The sequence below is a fragment of the Azospirillum sp. genome (assembly GCF_050789165.1).
On sequence record NZ_JBOZRT010000024.1, the window covers coordinates 1 to 13,470 of the forward strand.

The window sequence follows — 13,470 nt, forward strand, 5'->3', positions numbered from 1 at the left end:
CCACGTCCACGGCGGCGATGTCGGCACCGGCTTTGGCCAGCGCCACGGCGATGCCCTGGCCGATGCCGGTGTTGGCGCCGGTGACCAGCGCCACCTTACCCGTGAGGTCGAAGGGATTGCTCATCGTTCCACCTCCCCGGTTCAGCGCATGGTGACCAGGGGAACCTGGTCCATGTCGTCGAAGGTCTGGTTGTCGCCGCCCATGGCCCAGATGAAGGTGTAGTTGTGCGTGCCGACGCCGCAGTGGATCGACCAGGGCGGGGAGATCACCGCCTGCTCGTTCTCCACGACGATGTGGCGGGTCTCCTGCGGCTGGCCCATGAGGTGGAAGACGCGCGCGCTCTCCGGCAGGTCGAAGTAGAAGTAGACCTCGTTGCGCCGGTCGTGCGTGTGCGGCGGCATGCTGTTCCACATGTTGTTCGGCTTGAGCATGGTCAGGCCGAGCACCAGCTGCGCGGTCTTGCAGACGTCCGGGTGGATCATCTGGAAGATGGTGCGCTCGTTCGACGTGGAGGGGTCGCCGAGGTGGCGCTGCTTGGCGTCGGCGATCGAGATCTTCATGGTCTCGTAGCGCGCGTGGGCCGGCGTGCTGTTCAGGTAGAACTTGGCCGGCGTCTTGCGGTCGAGGCTCTCGAAGCGGACATCGACGCTGCCCTGGGCGACGTACAGGCAGTCGCGGGTGTCGAGCTCGTAGACGGCGCCGTCCACGGTGACGCGGCCGGGGCCGCCGACGTTGACCACGCCCAGCTCGCGCCGCGCGAGGAAGGTGGGGGAGCCGATCTCCTTCGGCGCCTCGAGGGTGAGCGGGCCGGCGACGGGCATGGCGCCGCCGACGACGAAGCGCTCGATGTGGCTGTAGGTGAGGACGATGTCGTCCGCCTGGAACAGCGATTCGACAAGGAAGTGGTCGCGCAGCGTCTGCGTGTCGAAGCCGCGGACGTGGTCCGGGTGGGACGCGTGGCGGACGGCGATCTTCATCGGAAACCCTCTTGTCTGTCGGTCTGGCGGTCGGGAGAACGCGGCCCGTGATGGCCGGTGGCAGGGTGCCTGTTTCTCTGAATTCGGGATAGCATATTAATATATTAGTACGCAAGCCAAAACCGGTGGACCCGTCAACATTTTGCCGGCTGGAGCGTACGGTGCGGAGGGGTGTCGCGCCAGTCTGCTTCCATTGATTCCGGCTTCTGGATCCATAAACCCAATGACCATAAACTCCTGGTCAGCCGAAGCAGCGCCGTATCGTCTGATGAGGCGCGCTGTCTGGCACACCATCCTCATGCAAACTGCTTGGTGAGTTCTCGATTCCGGAAACCGGGTCGAGGAGTTTGTCTGGGTGTCGGGAATGGAGTTCGGGGCGTCTTTTGATTTCCTTATGGGAATCCTGGCATGCGCGTTGCTTTGTCGCAGAGGCCGGTTCGGCCGACGAAGGGCAGGACGGTGTCGTGCCGTGCGTCCGGCGCGGGGGTAATGCGGAGTCGTACGGACGACTCGGTGCGCCGGATGGGCCGGCTGCCCAGGCAGGGAGGCAGATGGTGGAGGGCGCGATCAAGCTTGGCGAAGAGCACAGGCACTGGCTCCTCTCGGCGGCTCCGGAGAGCCTGGAGTTGCGCAACGCGCCGCAGCGGCTGGTCGCGCAATGCGCGGCACTCGGTCTCGTCGAGCCGGCGGGCGATGCCGGCGTCTGGCGCCTGACCGCAACCGGGCTGGTGATCCTGCGGGTAATGCTGGGCGCGTGAGGCGACGGCCCGGAGTGCCCGGACCGCCGCCGCGCGGCCCCCTGATGGGGCCGGTCTATCAGCGCTTCAGCGTGCGGATGTAGGCCAGGGCGTTGGCGATCTCCTGGTCGTTCAGCATGCCCTTCCAGGCCGGCATGGCGTTCAGGCCGTTCTGGACGGTGGTGGCCAGGACCTTGTCGGCCTTCTCCAGACGCTCGCCCTTGCTGAAGTTCGGGGCGCCCGGCAGCACGGCGGTGCCGTCCGGCCCATGGCAGGCCTCGCAGTTCGCGGCGTAGACGGCCTTGCCGGCGGCCGGGTTGGCGCTGGCGACCGACGGCAGGGCGAAGAGGACGGCAGCGGCCAGGGCGACGGAAAGCTTGTTCATGACGATCTCCAGGGGAAGCGTTGATTGCTTGGCGCGGCGCCGTCGGACCGTCCAACGGCGCGGACGGCGCGCCCAGAAGCAACGGCCGTGCCACCCCTGAGACCGTTAAAATTTTAGAGAAAAGCGAAATAATTGGCGCGTGAACGCGCCGCCACGCCTTGGTGTGGCGCGGCGTGCGGGCTGGGTTTCTTGAAATTCATCATGCCCCGCCGGACGAAGACTGCCGGGCCGGCTCCCGCGCCTTGGAAAGGCGGGCGCGGGCTTCCTGCGGTCGGGAAGGCCCGCGCTACTGCCGCCACATCGGCGTCGGGTTGGCCGGCGTGCGCGCGGGGCGCAACGGATGCCGTGTCGACACCAGCACCGTCCGCCGTTGCAAATCCTCGTCGGTAAGGCCCAGCGACTTGAGCACTGCGCGCCCGTCTTCACCCGAACAGGCGGCGAAATCGACCAGATCCCGCAGAGACAGCATGGATCCTCCCCAGCTCATTGTTGTTGCGGCGCATCATCATGCGCTGCGCCGCAAAAGAAATCCGTGAGCGAGAACTGAAGCCCGGGTGCCGGAAGTCTTGCCCATGCCGCGGGTGGAGGAAAGTACGCATTTGGGGGTAGGAGCCTCGTGCGGAGGGCGGCGTCCGGCCAAGACCTCTCCAAAAGCGCATAATCGCTTGGCGCCCCCTTCGGCCGAACCACCTTGCTCGGCAGGCGCGGGGTACCCCCAAGCGGCAAGACGAGATGTCCCAGCCAGGGAGGAGGATCGATGGTCCGGCTCACCATCAACGGAGCGGTGCGCGAGATCGACGCGGAACCCGACACCCCGCTGCTGTGGGTCATCCGCGAACAGGCCGGGCTGACCGGCACCAAGTACGGCTGCGGCGTCGGCCAGTGCGGTGCCTGCACCGTGCACATCGACGGCGCGCCGGTGCGCGCGTGCACCCTGACCCTCTCCGCGCTCAAGCCGGAGCAAAAGATCGTCACCATCGAGGGGCTGTCGGCCGATTCCTCCCACCCCATGCAGAAGGCGTGGGCGGCGCTCGACGTGCCGCAATGCGGCTACTGCCAGTCGGGCATGATCATGTCCGCCGTGGCGCTGCTGCAGAAGACGCCGAAGCCGAGCGACGCCGACATCGACCGCGAGGTCACCAACATCTGCCGCTGCGGCACCTACAACCGGGTCCGCGCCGCCATCAAGCTCGCCGCCGACGGCGGTGGCGACGCCAGCCGCACCTGACGCCGGGGAGGGAGACGATGAACGCACAGGTCTCGCGCCGCGCCTTCCTGGCGGGCTCCGCCGCCGCAGCCGGCGGCTTCACCTTCGGATTCCACATTCCCTTCGCCGAGGCTGCTGGTCCGGCCGAGGCCAACGCCCTGGAGATCAATGCCTGGGTCGTGGTCAAGCCCGATGAGACGGTGGTGATCCGCATCGCGCGGTCGGAGATGGGGCAGGGCACGCTGACCGGCCTCGCCCAACTCGTCGCCGAGGAGCTGGAGTGCGACTGGGCGCGCGTCACCACCGAATACCCGACGCCGGGCCAGAACCTCGCCCGCAAGCGGGTGTGGGGCAACTTCTCCACCGGCGGCAGCCGCGGCATCCGCGAATCGCACGACTACGTCCGCAAGGGCGGCGCCACCGCGCGCGTCATGCTGGTGCAGGCGGCGGCCGACGGGTGGCAGGTGCCGGCGTCGGACTGTAGGGTGTCCAAGGGCGTCATCACCCACGTGCCCTCCGGCCGCACGACCACCTACGGCGCGGTCGCCGGGGCGGCGGGCGAGCTGACCCCGCCGACCGAGGTGCCGCTGAAGGATCCCAAGGACTGGACCATCGCCGGCAAGCCGCTGAAGCGGCTGGACACCGCCGACAAGCTGAACGGCAAGCAGCTGTACGGCATCGACCTGACCATGCCCGGCATGCTGAACGCCGCCATCCGCGACTGCCCGGTGTTCGGCGGCACGGTGAAGCGTTTCGACGCCGCGGCGGTGCAGGGCATGCCCGGCGTCAAGAAGGTGGTGCCGGTCGGCGACAGCGCCGTCGCGGTGGTCGCCGACACTTGGTGGCGGGCGAAGACCGCGCTCGACGCCCTGCCCATCGAGTGGGACGAGGGACCAAACGCCAGGCTGTCCAGCGCGGATGTGGCGGAGACGCTGCGCGCCGGCCTCGACGCCAGGGAGGCGTTCGTCGGCAACCAGGCCGGCGACGCGGCCGCCGCCATCAAAGGCGCGGCCAAGGTGGTGGAGGCGGTCTACGCCTACCCGCACCAGAACCACGCGACCATGGAGCCGATGAACGCCGTCGCGCTCTTCACCGGCGACCGCTGCGAGGTGTGGACGCCGACGCAGAACGGCGAGGCGGCGCTGGCCGCCGCCTCGGAGGCGGCCGGGCTGCCGGCGGCGCAGTGCGACGTGCACAAGGTGCACCTGGGCGGCGGCTTCGGCCGGCGCGGGGCGGTGCACGACTGGGTGCGGCAGGCGGTGGCCATCGCCAAGGCGATGCCCGGCACGCCGGTGAAGCTGATCTGGAGCCGCGAGGAGGACATGCTGCACGGCCGGTTCCACCCGGTCACCCAGGCGAAGATGACCGGCGCGCTGGACGCGCAGGGCAATCTGGTCGGGCTGCACATGCGCATCTCCGGCCAGTCAATCGTCGCCGGCATCTTCCCGCAGAACCTGCAGAACGGGAAGGACAACGCCACCTTCCAGGGTCTGCTGGCGAGCGGCGACGGCACCTTCGGCTATGGCGTGCCGAACCTGCTGATCGACCACGCCATGCGCAACCCGCCGGTGCCGCCGGGCTTCTGGCGCGGCGTCAACCACAACCAGAACGCCATCTACGTCGAGTGCTTCATGGACGAGCTGGCGCACGCCGCCGGCCAGGACCCGCTGGAGTTCCGCCGCAAGCTGATGGCGAACCACCCGAAGCACCTCGCCGTGCTGAACGCGGTGGCGGAGAAGGCCGGCTGGGGCGCCCCGCCGCCGCCGGGCGTGTTCCGCGGCATCGCCCAGCACATGGGCTTCGGCAGCTACGTCGCCGCGGTGGCCGAGGTGTCGGTCAGCCCGGACGGCAAGCTGAAGATCCACCGCATCGTCGCCGCCACCGACCCCGGCCACGCCGTCAACCCGCAGCAGATCGCGGCGCAAGTCGAAGGCTCCTTCGCCTACGGCCTGTCGGCCTGCCTGTACGGCGAGTGCACGCTGAAAAATGGCCGGATGGAGCAGGAGAACTTCGACAGCTACCCGCCGCTGCGCATGAGCGAGATGCCGGCGGTGGAGACCATCGTCATGCCGTCGGGCGGCTTCTGGGGCGGGGTGGGCGAGCCGACCATCTCCGTCGCCGCACCCGCGGTGCTGAACGCCATCTTCGCGGCGACCGGCAAGCGCATCCGCTCGGTCCCGCTGAAGAACGCCGACCTGCGCCATGCGTAGGCTGGTGCCGGCCGCCGTGCTCGTCCTGCTGTCGGCGGGCGCGGCGGCGGCCCCGCCGGGGGCGGAGGCGTGCGCGGCCTGCCACCCGGCGACCCGCGCCGAAGGCGCGCCACCGCCGCTGGCCGGGCAACCGGCGGACGACATCGCCGCCGCCATGCTGGCCTTCCGCACCGGCGGGCGCCCGGCCACCGTCATGGACCGCATCGCCAAGGGCTTCACGGATGAGGAGATCCGCGCCATCGCCGCCTGGGTGGCCCGTGCCCAGTAGGCGGTCCGTCCTCGCCCTGCTGGGCGCCGCGGCGCTGCCGCTGCCGGCGTTCGCACAGGCGAAGCCGCGCGTCGTGGTGGTCGGCGGCGGCTTCGGCGGGGCGACCTGCGCCCGCGCGCTGCACCGCGCCGGGATCGCCGTCACGCTGGTGGAGCCGAACCCGGCCTACACCGCCTGTCCCTTCAGCAACGCCGTCATCGCCGGCCTGCGCGACATGGACGCGCAGACGTTCGGCTACAGCGCCCTGACGCGCGACGGCGTCGCGGTGGTGCAGGATCGCGCCGCCGGTGTCGAGGCCGATGCGGTGGTGCTGGCGGGCGGTGGAAAGCTGCCGTTCGACCGGCTGGTGCTGGCGCCCGGCATCGACGTGGTGTTCGGCGCGCTGCCCGGCTACGACGAGGCTGCGGCCGAGCGCATGCCGCACGCCTGGAAGGCCGGGCCGCAGACCGTCCTGCTCCGCGACAAGCTGCGCGCCATGCCGGACGGCGGCACGGTGGTGATGAGCGTGCCGGCCAACCCCTATCGCTGCCCGCCCGGCCCCTACGAGCGCGCAAGCCTGATCGCGCATTACCTGAAGACGCACAAACCACGCTCCAAGCTGCTGGTGCTCGACGCCAAGGACAGCTTTTCCAAGCAGAAGCTGTTCCAGCAGGCGTGGGCCGAGCTGTACCCCGGCGTGCTGGAGTGGGTGCCGCAGTCGGCCGGCGGCACGGTGACGGCGGTGGAGGGGGACGCGCTGGTCACCGACTTCCAGCGGTTCACGGCCGACGTCGCCAACGTCATCCCGCCGCAGCGGGCCGGCGCCATCGCCGCGGCGGCCGGTGCGGCCGACCGCAGCGGCTGGTGCCCCATCGACCCGGTCACCTTCGAATCGCGCCTGCGGCCCGGCGTTCACGTCATCGGCGACGCCGCCATCGCCGGCGCCATGCCGAAGTCCGCCTTCGCCGCCAACGCCCAGGCCAAGGTGTGCGCCGCCGCCGTGGCCGCCCTGCTGCGCGGCGAGGCGCCCGAAGCGCCGAAGCTTATCAACACATGCTACAGTCTGGTGGCGCCGGACTACGGCATCTCCGTCGCCGGGGTGTACCGCGCCGCCGAGGGCCGCCTTGTCGACGTCGAGGGTGCCGGCGGCACCAGCCGGCCCGACGCCCCCCGCTCCGTCCGTGCCCAGGAAGCCGCCTATGCCGAAGCCTGGTTCCGCACCGTCACCGGCGCCGTCTTTGGCTAGCGCGCTTGCCCTGGCCGTGCTGCTGACGGCCCAGCCGGCCGCCGCCCAGGACGCGCTGCCGGACTCCCTGACCGGCGCCAGGGGCGACCCGGCGCGCGGACGGTCCATCGTCGTCGACCGGCGGCGCGGGCTGTGCCTGCTCTGCCATTCCGGACCGTTTCCGGAGGAGCGGTTCCAGGGCACCCTCGCCCCCGACCTGTCCGGCGCCGGAACGCGGTTGAGCGAGGGGCAGTTGCGGCTGCGCGTCGTCGATGCCCGCCGGCTCGTTCCCGACACGATCATGCCGTCCTATTTCAAGGTGGAGGGACTGACCCGCGTCGCCCCGGCGTTCCAGGGCAAACCGGTGCTGAGCGCCGCGGAGATCGAGGACGTGGTGGCGTTCCTGACCACCCTGCGCGATTGAGGACGAGGATGACCGAACTGACCCGCCGTTTCCTGCTCGCCGCCGGCACCGCGGTGCTGCTGGTTCGCCCGGCGCAGGCCACGCCGCAGGCGATGGCCGAGGCGATCCGCGCCTTCGCCGAGGGCGCCGCCCGGGCGCAGCCGGGCCGCGTCAAGCTCGACCTGCCGGCGCTGGTGGAGAATGGCAATTCGGCGCCGCTGACCGTCGCGGTGGACAGTCCGATGACGCCGGACTCCTTCGTGCGCCGCATCGCCGTGTTCAACGAGAAGAACCCGCAGCCGAACGTCGCCGTGTTCCACCTCACCCCGCGCTCCGGCCGGGCGGTGGTGTCGACGCGCATGCGGCTGGCGGATTCGCAGACGATCGTCGCCATCGCCGAGCTCAGCGACGGGACGTTCTGGTCGGCCAGCGCCGAGGTGATCGTGACGCTGGCCGCCTGCCTGGAAGGGGGCTGAGCCATGCCGCGCGCGCTGATCAACGTGCCGCAGAGCGTGCCGCGCGGCACGGTGTTCGAGATCAAGACCCTGGTCTCCCACCCTATGGAGACCGGCTTCCGCCCCGACGAGTCGGGCAAGCTGCGCCCGCGCGATATCATCCACACCTTCGTCTGCACCTACAACGGCGAGGAGCTGTTCCGCGCCGAGCTGTTCCCGGCCATCGCCGCCAACCCCTTCCTCACGTTCACCGCGGTGGCGACGGAAAGCGGCGAGCTGGCCTTCCACTGGACCGACGACCACGGCGCCACCCACACCGAGACGGCGCGGATCACGGTGACATGAGGCGGCTGGCGCTGGCGCTCGCGTTGATCGCAGGCCCGGCGACGGCCGACGACCGCCGCTCCGGCTTCGACTTCATGGGACCGGACACCCAGGCGATGCAGCGCGACGACAGCGCCAACCCCGGCATGCTGTGGGTGCGCGACGGTGAGGTTTTGTGGAGCCGCGCCGACGGAGAAAAGTCCTGCGCCGACTGCCACGGCGCAGTGGAGAGCATGCGCGGCGTGGCGGCGCGCTATCCGGTGTTCGATGGCACGCCGCTGTCGCTGGAGCAGCGCATCAACCGCTGCCGCACCGCGCACCAGGGGGCCGCGCCGCTGGCGTACGAGAGCCCGGAGATGCTGGCGCTCACCGCCGTGGTGGCGCACCAGTCGCGCGGCCTCCCCATAGCGCCCGACGCCGACCCGCGGCTGGACGCCGTCCGCGCGGAGGGGGAGCGGCTGTTCCGGCAGCGCCAGGGGCAGCTCGACCTCGCGTGCAGCCAGTGTCACGACGACAACGCCGGCAAGCGGCTGGCCGGCAACCCGATCCCGCAGGCGCACCCGACCGGCTATCCGGTCTACCGGCTGGAATGGCAGGGGATGGGCTCGCTGCAGCGGCGGCTGCGCAACTGCCAGGGCGCGGTGCGGGCGGAGCCCTACGCCTACGGCTCGGCCGAGCTGGTGGCGCTGGAGGCCTACCTGATGGCGCGTGCCCGTGGCATGCCGCTGGAGACTCCGGCGGTGCGGCCGTGACGGCTACACAGGCTCATTGCTGTAGTCGACGAAGCGGTCCTCCACTTCCGAATAGGACGCCCGCTGGCCGCCGACGACCGGCAGCAGGATGAACCAGTTGTCGACGTGCTGCAGCCGCTGCCACAGGACGTCGCAGGCGAAGCGGGTGATGATCATCTCGCGGGGCGTGTGCTCGCGGTAGCGCTCCAGCGACATCAGCGATTCCACGAAACAATTCATCAGCGTCGGCACGTAGCGCCGCCGGACGATGTAGCCGGCCGTGGTCAGCGATTCGAAGACGCGGCCGAGTTCGCGGTGCGGTGTGCCGAACGCGTTGATCTTCGACGAGGCCAGCAGCAGGACGTCCCAATCGACCCCCCATTTCGCGACCTGACGCAGCCGCCGGTCCAGTTCGCCGGCGGTGATGTTGAAGTCGAAATCGTCCTCCAGCACCATGCAGTAATCGCGGGTGTCCTCGGTCAGGAAGCGGGAGAAGCACTTCACGTGCGACTTGGTGCAGCCCAGCGCGCCGAACCCCTTCTCGAGGACGGCGGGCACGCGCTGCACGCCGAGGTCGGCAAAGCCCTTGGCGGCGTGGTTGGCGAGGCACTGCTCCCAGCGGTCGGCGCGGTGGTCGAGGTTGATCTGGTAGATCGCGGACTGTTCGAGCATCCTGACTCCGAGGGTGAGTGTCACGGCCCATCGCCGCGGACGGCGATGACCTCCATGCCGAACCGGCACGCCTCGCCCACGGCGTAGCCGGCGGGTGCGAAGCCGTGCTTCTCCAGCAACACGCACAGGTGCGCGCGGGTGAACGCGTGATGGACCGCGGCGTCGCTCCAGCAGGGATTGTCGCCGCGGCGGTCGGCCAGGGTCCAGGCCGGCGCCTCCCGGTTCGGCGTCTGCACCACCAGCACTCCGCCCGGACGGAGCAGGCGCCGCGCGTCGGCGAGCAGGGCGGCGGGGAAGGGGGTGCGCTCCAGGACGCCGATCAGGCTGACCACGCCGAAGCGGCCGGCGCCGTCCGCGACCTGCTCCAGCCCGCCGCACCAAGCCTCGCCGCCGAGACCGCGCAGCGCCTGCGCCGCGGCGGCGTCGCGCGACACGCCGCAGGGACGGTAGCCCCATTCGGCGGCGGTGAGCGGAAGGGCGGCGTCGCCGACGTCGACGTCCAGCCAGTCGCCGTCCGGCACGAGGCGGGCGACCCGCTCCACCGTGCGTCCGGCGGCCGGGCGCGCCGCCTCGAGGTCGTGGCCGACCGTGGGCGCGGCGCCTGGCGGAGCCGCGGCGGCGTCCGGCGACGGGTATGTTTCCGTGAACATGTGGCCGCAGGCGCCGCAGCGGCACCACACGACGCCCTGCGGCACCGCCGGGCCGGTCGCCTGCAGCACGGCGGGAATGTCGGCGCCGCCGCACAGGGGGCAGCGTTCATAGGCAATCCAGGCCGGCGCCGGCTGGGCGATCGGTTCGGCGGGAGGTTCGGGGAACGGGCGCGGCGGCACGGCGAAGGAGCGCGGCGCCTCCCCGGCCCGCCGGATATCCCACATGCCGGTGAAGGCGTCCTCCAGATGGGCGGTGAAGCGGGCGATGTCGAACAGCGGCGAGGATAGGCGGTGGCGGGCCAGACGCTCGCGCAGGGCCGCCAGTTCCGCCGGGGCGCGGGCCAGCCGCAACGCAGTCGCCTCGTACTCCTCCAGCGAGGACACGACCAGTTCCGGCAGGCCGGTGGCGCGCACCAGGCTGCCGGCGACGCGGCTGACGAAGGTCTCCCCGGCGCAGGTCAGCACCGGCAGCCCGGCCCAGAGCGCGTCCGAGGCGGTGGTGTGCGCGTTGACCGGCAGGGTATCGATGAACAGGTCGGCGTGCCGGTGGCGGGCGAGGTGCTCGGCCAGCGGCATCATCGGCGAGAAGACCAGCCGCGCCGGATCGATCCCCGCCGCGGCGGCCTCGCGCCGCAGATTCTCCCGGGCCGTGGCGTTGCTGTCGAGCAGCCACAGCACGCTGCCCGGCACCGCCGACAGCAGGCGCATCCAGACCGCGAACACCGCCGGCGTGATCTTGTAGAGGCCGTTGAAGCTGCAGAAGATGAAGCCGTGTTCCGGCAGGCCGCAGGCCGCGCGGTCGGGCGCGTGCCCGGCGATGGCGCGCTTCGTGTCGTTCGGCTGGTAGACCTCGGGCAGGTGGACCAGCTGCTCGCTGTAATGGGGCTGGCGGTCCATGGGGGCGATGAACGGGTCGACGATCAGGTAATCGACGAACTCCGCGCCCATGGTGCCGGGGAAGCCCAGGAAGTTGACCTGCACCGGCGCCGGACGGTAGGCGAGGATCTCGCTGCGGGCATCCTTCGTGTAGCCCTTGAGGTCGATCAGGATATCGACCTCGTCCCGGTGGATCAGCCGGGCGGCCTCGACGTTGGACAGCGCGCGCACGTCGGCGAAGTGGTCGAAGGCGGCGACCAGCCGGCGGCGCATGGGGCTCTGGCTGTCGGGGCCGTAGGAATAGCCGCGGATCTCGAAACGCGAGCGGTCGTGCCGCTCGAACAGCTCGGCCATCAGGTAGGCGGTGGCGTGGTCATGGAAATCGGCGGACAGGTAGCCGATGCGGATCCGCCCGCCGTCCCGCGGCGGGCGCTCCGGCAGCCGTTCGGCCGGCGACAGCGTCATCGGCGCCGCCCACAGGCGGGCGCAGGCCAACTGTTCCTCGGCGGTCGAATCCTGGGTAAGGAACGCGAAGGGCGAGGCCCGCCCGGCGCCGGCGCGGACGATGTCGCGCATCCGGCGCTCGTTCTCCGGCAGGCCCTGCCAGTGGCACAGGCGCTGTTGCTGGAAGATCAGGCCGCTCAGCGCCTCGCCGAACAGGGGCTTGAGGCGGACCGCCTGCGCGAAGCAGGCCATGGCGTCCTCCGGCTGGCCGGCGGCCTGATGAACGTAGCCCAGGCCGCAGAACGCGTCGGCGTACTCGGGGTTGGCGTTCAGCGCCTGCGTGAACGCCGCCACGGCCTCGGCGTATTTCCCCTGCCGTTCCAGCGCGATGCCGAGGTTGTTGTAGGCGTCGGCGAAGCCCGGGCGCTGCTGCGCGGCCTGCAGGTAGCAGGCTTCCGCCTCCGCCAGGGCCCCCTGGTTCTTCAGAAGGTTGCCCAAGTTGTTCAGCGCCTCGGGGAACACCGCGCGATGGGCGAGCGCCTGCCGGTAGGTCTCCACCGCCTCGTTGAACCGCCCCTGCTGGGCGAGCAGGTTGGCGAGGTTGTACAGGGCCTCCGGGTAGTCGGGGCGCTGCCGGATCGCGTCGCGGAAGTAGGTTTCCGCCTCCTCCAGTCGGCCGAGCGCGACGAGCACGAGGCCGAGGTTGCTGCGGGCCTCCGGGTTGTCCGGGCGCTGGCGGATGGCGTGGCGGTACTGCGCCTCCGCCTCGGCGAGCCGGCCCAGGTCCTTCAGGACGTTGCCGAGATTGTTGTGGGCCTCCGGGACTTTCGGTTGGATCGTCAGGGATTTGCCGATCAGGTCCGCCGCCTCGGCAAGTTGCCCCCTCCAATAGGCGATCAATCCCAAATGATGGAGCGCAATGGAGTCGTTCTTCCGCAGGGCGAGAACGTTCCTGTACAGGGCTTCCGCCTCGCCGATCTGGCCGGCCTGGAGCGCGTTCACCGCCCTGACAAGGAACTGGTTAGCCGACATCATCCGATACCCCGCCGCGTCTTGTGGTCTGTAGCATCGGTGACCGGTGTCCGCAACACGGGCACCGCTACAGCGCGATCCGCGTCCAGCTCTCCGGGATCAGGTCGCCGGTGTCCGGGTTCGACGCCATCCAGCGCGCCGGCGCGCACACGATCTTGCCCTCGTGCGTCCCCAGCCAGGCGGCCCACCAGCTGAAGCTGCTGTTGGCGATAACGAAATGCTTGCACGCGCTCATCAGCCGCAGGTCCTCGTAATCCTGATCCGGGCCATTGTGCCCGACGAAGACCGTCGGCAGGCCGGTGGCGAGGTTGGCCTGCGCCCAGTAGATGTCGTCCGAGAACACGAACAGGGTGACGTTGCCGGCCCGGTGAACGATCAGCCGCAGCGCCCAGAGATAATAATCGAGCGGAAGCGCGCCGTGCGCCTGCGCCGCGCCAGGGTCGGTGACATAGTCGCCCCGGCGGATGTGCACGGCGACCGAGTTGGTGCCGTGGATCAGGTCCAGCAATTGGGCGTTCTGGCCGGCCGGCGGCGTGCGGACCTGGAACTCCGAGCGGATGATGTCCTCGATGCCTTCGAGATAGCGGAAGCTCTGGAAATAGCCTCGCATGTACACTGGGGCGGCCACCCGGTCGACGTTGGGGTCGAAAGCGAACGGGCCCGGCTCGCTGTAAATATGCCCGTGGTAAAGGACGGTGGTGAGATCTTCGATTCCCGCGATGTCTTCGGCGATCGACAGGTTGTTCAGGCCATACCGCCGCCACCCGTAGGATGATTGAAAGTGTGTGGTGTTGAGCTTGAGCTTGGCGCCTTGCAACAGCGACACGCGGCGGGCGGCGGCGTACATGAACATCTGGTTGCCCAGGCCGCCGATTAGGTCGCTGATGATCATCA

The 13,470-nt window shown here is 70.2% G+C and carries 16 protein-coding genes; 9 read left to right on the forward strand and 7 right to left on the reverse strand.

The window, feature by feature from the left end:
- On the reverse strand, positions 1-124 hold a 124-nt coding region (locus ACRWK7_RS04580; protein ID WP_431855045.1), incomplete at its 3' end, for an SDR family NAD(P)-dependent oxidoreductase.
- A 17-nt stretch (positions 125-141) separates the two neighbouring features.
- Positions 142-978, reverse strand: coding sequence for a 5-dehydro-4-deoxy-D-glucuronate isomerase (gene kduI, locus ACRWK7_RS04585; RefSeq protein ID WP_431855011.1), 837 nt, complete (start codon positions 976-978; stop codon positions 142-144).
- 551 nt (positions 979-1,529) lie between these two features.
- Here kduI and ACRWK7_RS04590 point away from each other — a divergent pair.
- Complete coding sequence (locus ACRWK7_RS04590) at positions 1,530-1,736, forward strand: hypothetical protein (RefSeq protein ID WP_431855012.1); 207 nt, start codon at positions 1,530-1,532, stop codon at positions 1,734-1,736.
- Positions 1,737-1,794: 58 nt separating this feature from the next.
- Here ACRWK7_RS04590 and ACRWK7_RS04595 read toward each other — a convergent pair whose 3' ends face one another.
- Positions 1,795-2,100 carry a c-type cytochrome gene (locus tag ACRWK7_RS04595; protein WP_431855013.1) on the reverse strand — a complete coding sequence of 102 codons (306 nt, stop codon included), beginning with the start codon at positions 2,098-2,100 and terminating at the stop codon, positions 1,795-1,797.
- Positions 2,101-2,386: 286 nt separating this feature from the next.
- Positions 2,387-2,569 (reverse strand): hypothetical protein, encoded by a 183-nt coding sequence (locus ACRWK7_RS04600; protein WP_431855014.1) that lies wholly within the window; start codon positions 2,567-2,569, stop codon positions 2,387-2,389.
- Positions 2,570-2,857: 288 nt separating this feature from the next.
- Between ACRWK7_RS04600 and ACRWK7_RS04605 the strand changes: the two genes are divergently transcribed.
- Genes ACRWK7_RS04605 through soxA form a run of 8 tightly spaced genes read left to right on the forward strand, consistent with a single transcriptional unit; the run spans position 2,858 to position 8,923 of the window.
- Positions 2,858-3,328 (forward strand): (2Fe-2S)-binding protein, encoded by a 471-nt coding sequence (locus ACRWK7_RS04605; protein WP_431855015.1) that lies wholly within the window; start codon positions 2,858-2,860, stop codon positions 3,326-3,328.
- Between the two features lie 17 nt (positions 3,329-3,345).
- Positions 3,346-5,517, forward strand: a complete 2,172-nt coding sequence (locus ACRWK7_RS04610; RefSeq protein WP_431855016.1) for a molybdopterin cofactor-binding domain-containing protein — start codon at positions 3,346-3,348, stop codon at positions 5,515-5,517.
- The gene (locus ACRWK7_RS04615) at positions 5,510-5,785 is read left to right on the forward strand and encodes a c-type cytochrome (RefSeq protein ID WP_431855017.1); all 276 of its coding nucleotides are present in this window, start codon (positions 5,510-5,512) and stop codon (positions 5,783-5,785) included. Before ACRWK7_RS04610 ends, ACRWK7_RS04615 begins: the two co-directional genes overlap by 8 nt.
- Positions 5,775-7,010, forward strand: coding sequence for an FCSD flavin-binding domain-containing protein (locus tag ACRWK7_RS04620; protein ID WP_431855018.1), 1,236 nt, complete (start codon positions 5,775-5,777; stop codon positions 7,008-7,010). The genes ACRWK7_RS04615 and ACRWK7_RS04620 overlap by 11 nt, the downstream gene beginning before the upstream one ends.
- Positions 7,003-7,413: a sulfur oxidation c-type cytochrome SoxX gene (soxX, locus tag ACRWK7_RS04625; RefSeq protein ID WP_431855019.1), complete on the forward strand. Its 411-nt coding sequence runs from the start codon at positions 7,003-7,005 to the stop codon at positions 7,411-7,413. The genes ACRWK7_RS04620 and soxX overlap by 8 nt, the downstream gene beginning before the upstream one ends.
- Before the next feature lie 8 nt (positions 7,414-7,421).
- Positions 7,422-7,868, forward strand: coding sequence for a SoxY-related AACIE arm protein (locus tag ACRWK7_RS04630; RefSeq protein WP_431855020.1), 447 nt, complete (start codon positions 7,422-7,424; stop codon positions 7,866-7,868).
- A 3-nt stretch (positions 7,869-7,871) separates the two neighbouring features.
- Positions 7,872-8,192, forward strand: a complete 321-nt coding sequence (soxZ, locus tag ACRWK7_RS04635; protein ID WP_431855021.1) for a thiosulfate oxidation carrier complex protein SoxZ — start codon at positions 7,872-7,874, stop codon at positions 8,190-8,192.
- On the forward strand, positions 8,189-8,923 hold the full coding sequence (gene soxA, locus ACRWK7_RS04640; RefSeq protein ID WP_431855022.1) for a sulfur oxidation c-type cytochrome SoxA: 735 nt from the start codon (positions 8,189-8,191) through the stop codon (positions 8,921-8,923). Before soxZ ends, soxA begins: the two co-directional genes overlap by 4 nt.
- Positions 8,924-8,926: 3 nt before the next feature.
- Here soxA and ACRWK7_RS04645 read toward each other — a convergent pair whose 3' ends face one another.
- From ACRWK7_RS04645 to ACRWK7_RS04655, 3 genes are all read right to left on the reverse strand, one after another.
- A complete protein-coding gene (locus ACRWK7_RS04645) occupies positions 8,927-9,574 on the reverse strand; it encodes a glycosyltransferase family 25 protein (protein WP_431855023.1) in 648 nt (215 codons plus the stop codon).
- 20 nt (positions 9,575-9,594) lie between these two features.
- Positions 9,595-12,579, reverse strand: a complete 2,985-nt coding sequence (locus tag ACRWK7_RS04650; protein WP_431855024.1) for a tetratricopeptide repeat protein — start codon at positions 12,577-12,579, stop codon at positions 9,595-9,597.
- Between the two features lie 64 nt (positions 12,580-12,643).
- Positions 12,644-13,468, reverse strand: coding sequence for an alpha-1,2-fucosyltransferase (locus ACRWK7_RS04655; protein WP_431855025.1), 825 nt, complete (start codon positions 13,466-13,468; stop codon positions 12,644-12,646).
- Between the last annotated feature and the right edge of the window lie 2 nt (positions 13,469-13,470).

Coding starts and splice junctions, on each gene's coding strand:
- ACRWK7_RS04600 (WP_431855014.1), bottom strand. CDS start 2,569: ATGCTGTCTCTGCGGGATCTGGTCGATTTCGCCGCCTGTTCGGGTGAA.
- ACRWK7_RS04605 (WP_431855015.1), top strand. CDS start 2,858: ATGGTCCGGCTCACCATCAACGGAGCGGTGCGCGAGATCGACGCGGAA.
- ACRWK7_RS04630 (WP_431855020.1), top strand. CDS start 7,422: ATGACCGAACTGACCCGCCGTTTCCTGCTCGCCGCCGGCACCGCGGTG.
- ACRWK7_RS04650 (WP_431855024.1), bottom strand. CDS start 12,579: ATGATGTCGGCTAACCAGTTCCTTGTCAGGGCGGTGAACGCGCTCCAG.
- ACRWK7_RS04595 (WP_431855013.1), bottom strand. CDS start 2,100: ATGAACAAGCTTTCCGTCGCCCTGGCCGCTGCCGTCCTCTTCGCCCTG.
- ACRWK7_RS04610 (WP_431855016.1), top strand. CDS start 3,346: ATGAACGCACAGGTCTCGCGCCGCGCCTTCCTGGCGGGCTCCGCCGCC.
- soxZ (WP_431855021.1), top strand. CDS start 7,872: ATGCCGCGCGCGCTGATCAACGTGCCGCAGAGCGTGCCGCGCGGCACG.
- ACRWK7_RS04590 (WP_431855012.1), top strand. CDS start 1,530: ATGGTGGAGGGCGCGATCAAGCTTGGCGAAGAGCACAGGCACTGGCTC.
- ACRWK7_RS04615 (WP_431855017.1), top strand. CDS start 5,510: ATGCGTAGGCTGGTGCCGGCCGCCGTGCTCGTCCTGCTGTCGGCGGGC.
- ACRWK7_RS04655 (WP_431855025.1), bottom strand. CDS start 13,468: ATGATCATCAGCGACCTAATCGGCGGCCTGGGCAACCAGATGTTCATG.
- soxA (WP_431855022.1), top strand. CDS start 8,189: ATGAGGCGGCTGGCGCTGGCGCTCGCGTTGATCGCAGGCCCGGCGACG.
- ACRWK7_RS04645 (WP_431855023.1), bottom strand. CDS start 9,574: ATGCTCGAACAGTCCGCGATCTACCAGATCAACCTCGACCACCGCGCC.
- kduI (WP_431855011.1), bottom strand. CDS start 978: ATGAAGATCGCCGTCCGCCACGCGTCCCACCCGGACCACGTCCGCGGC.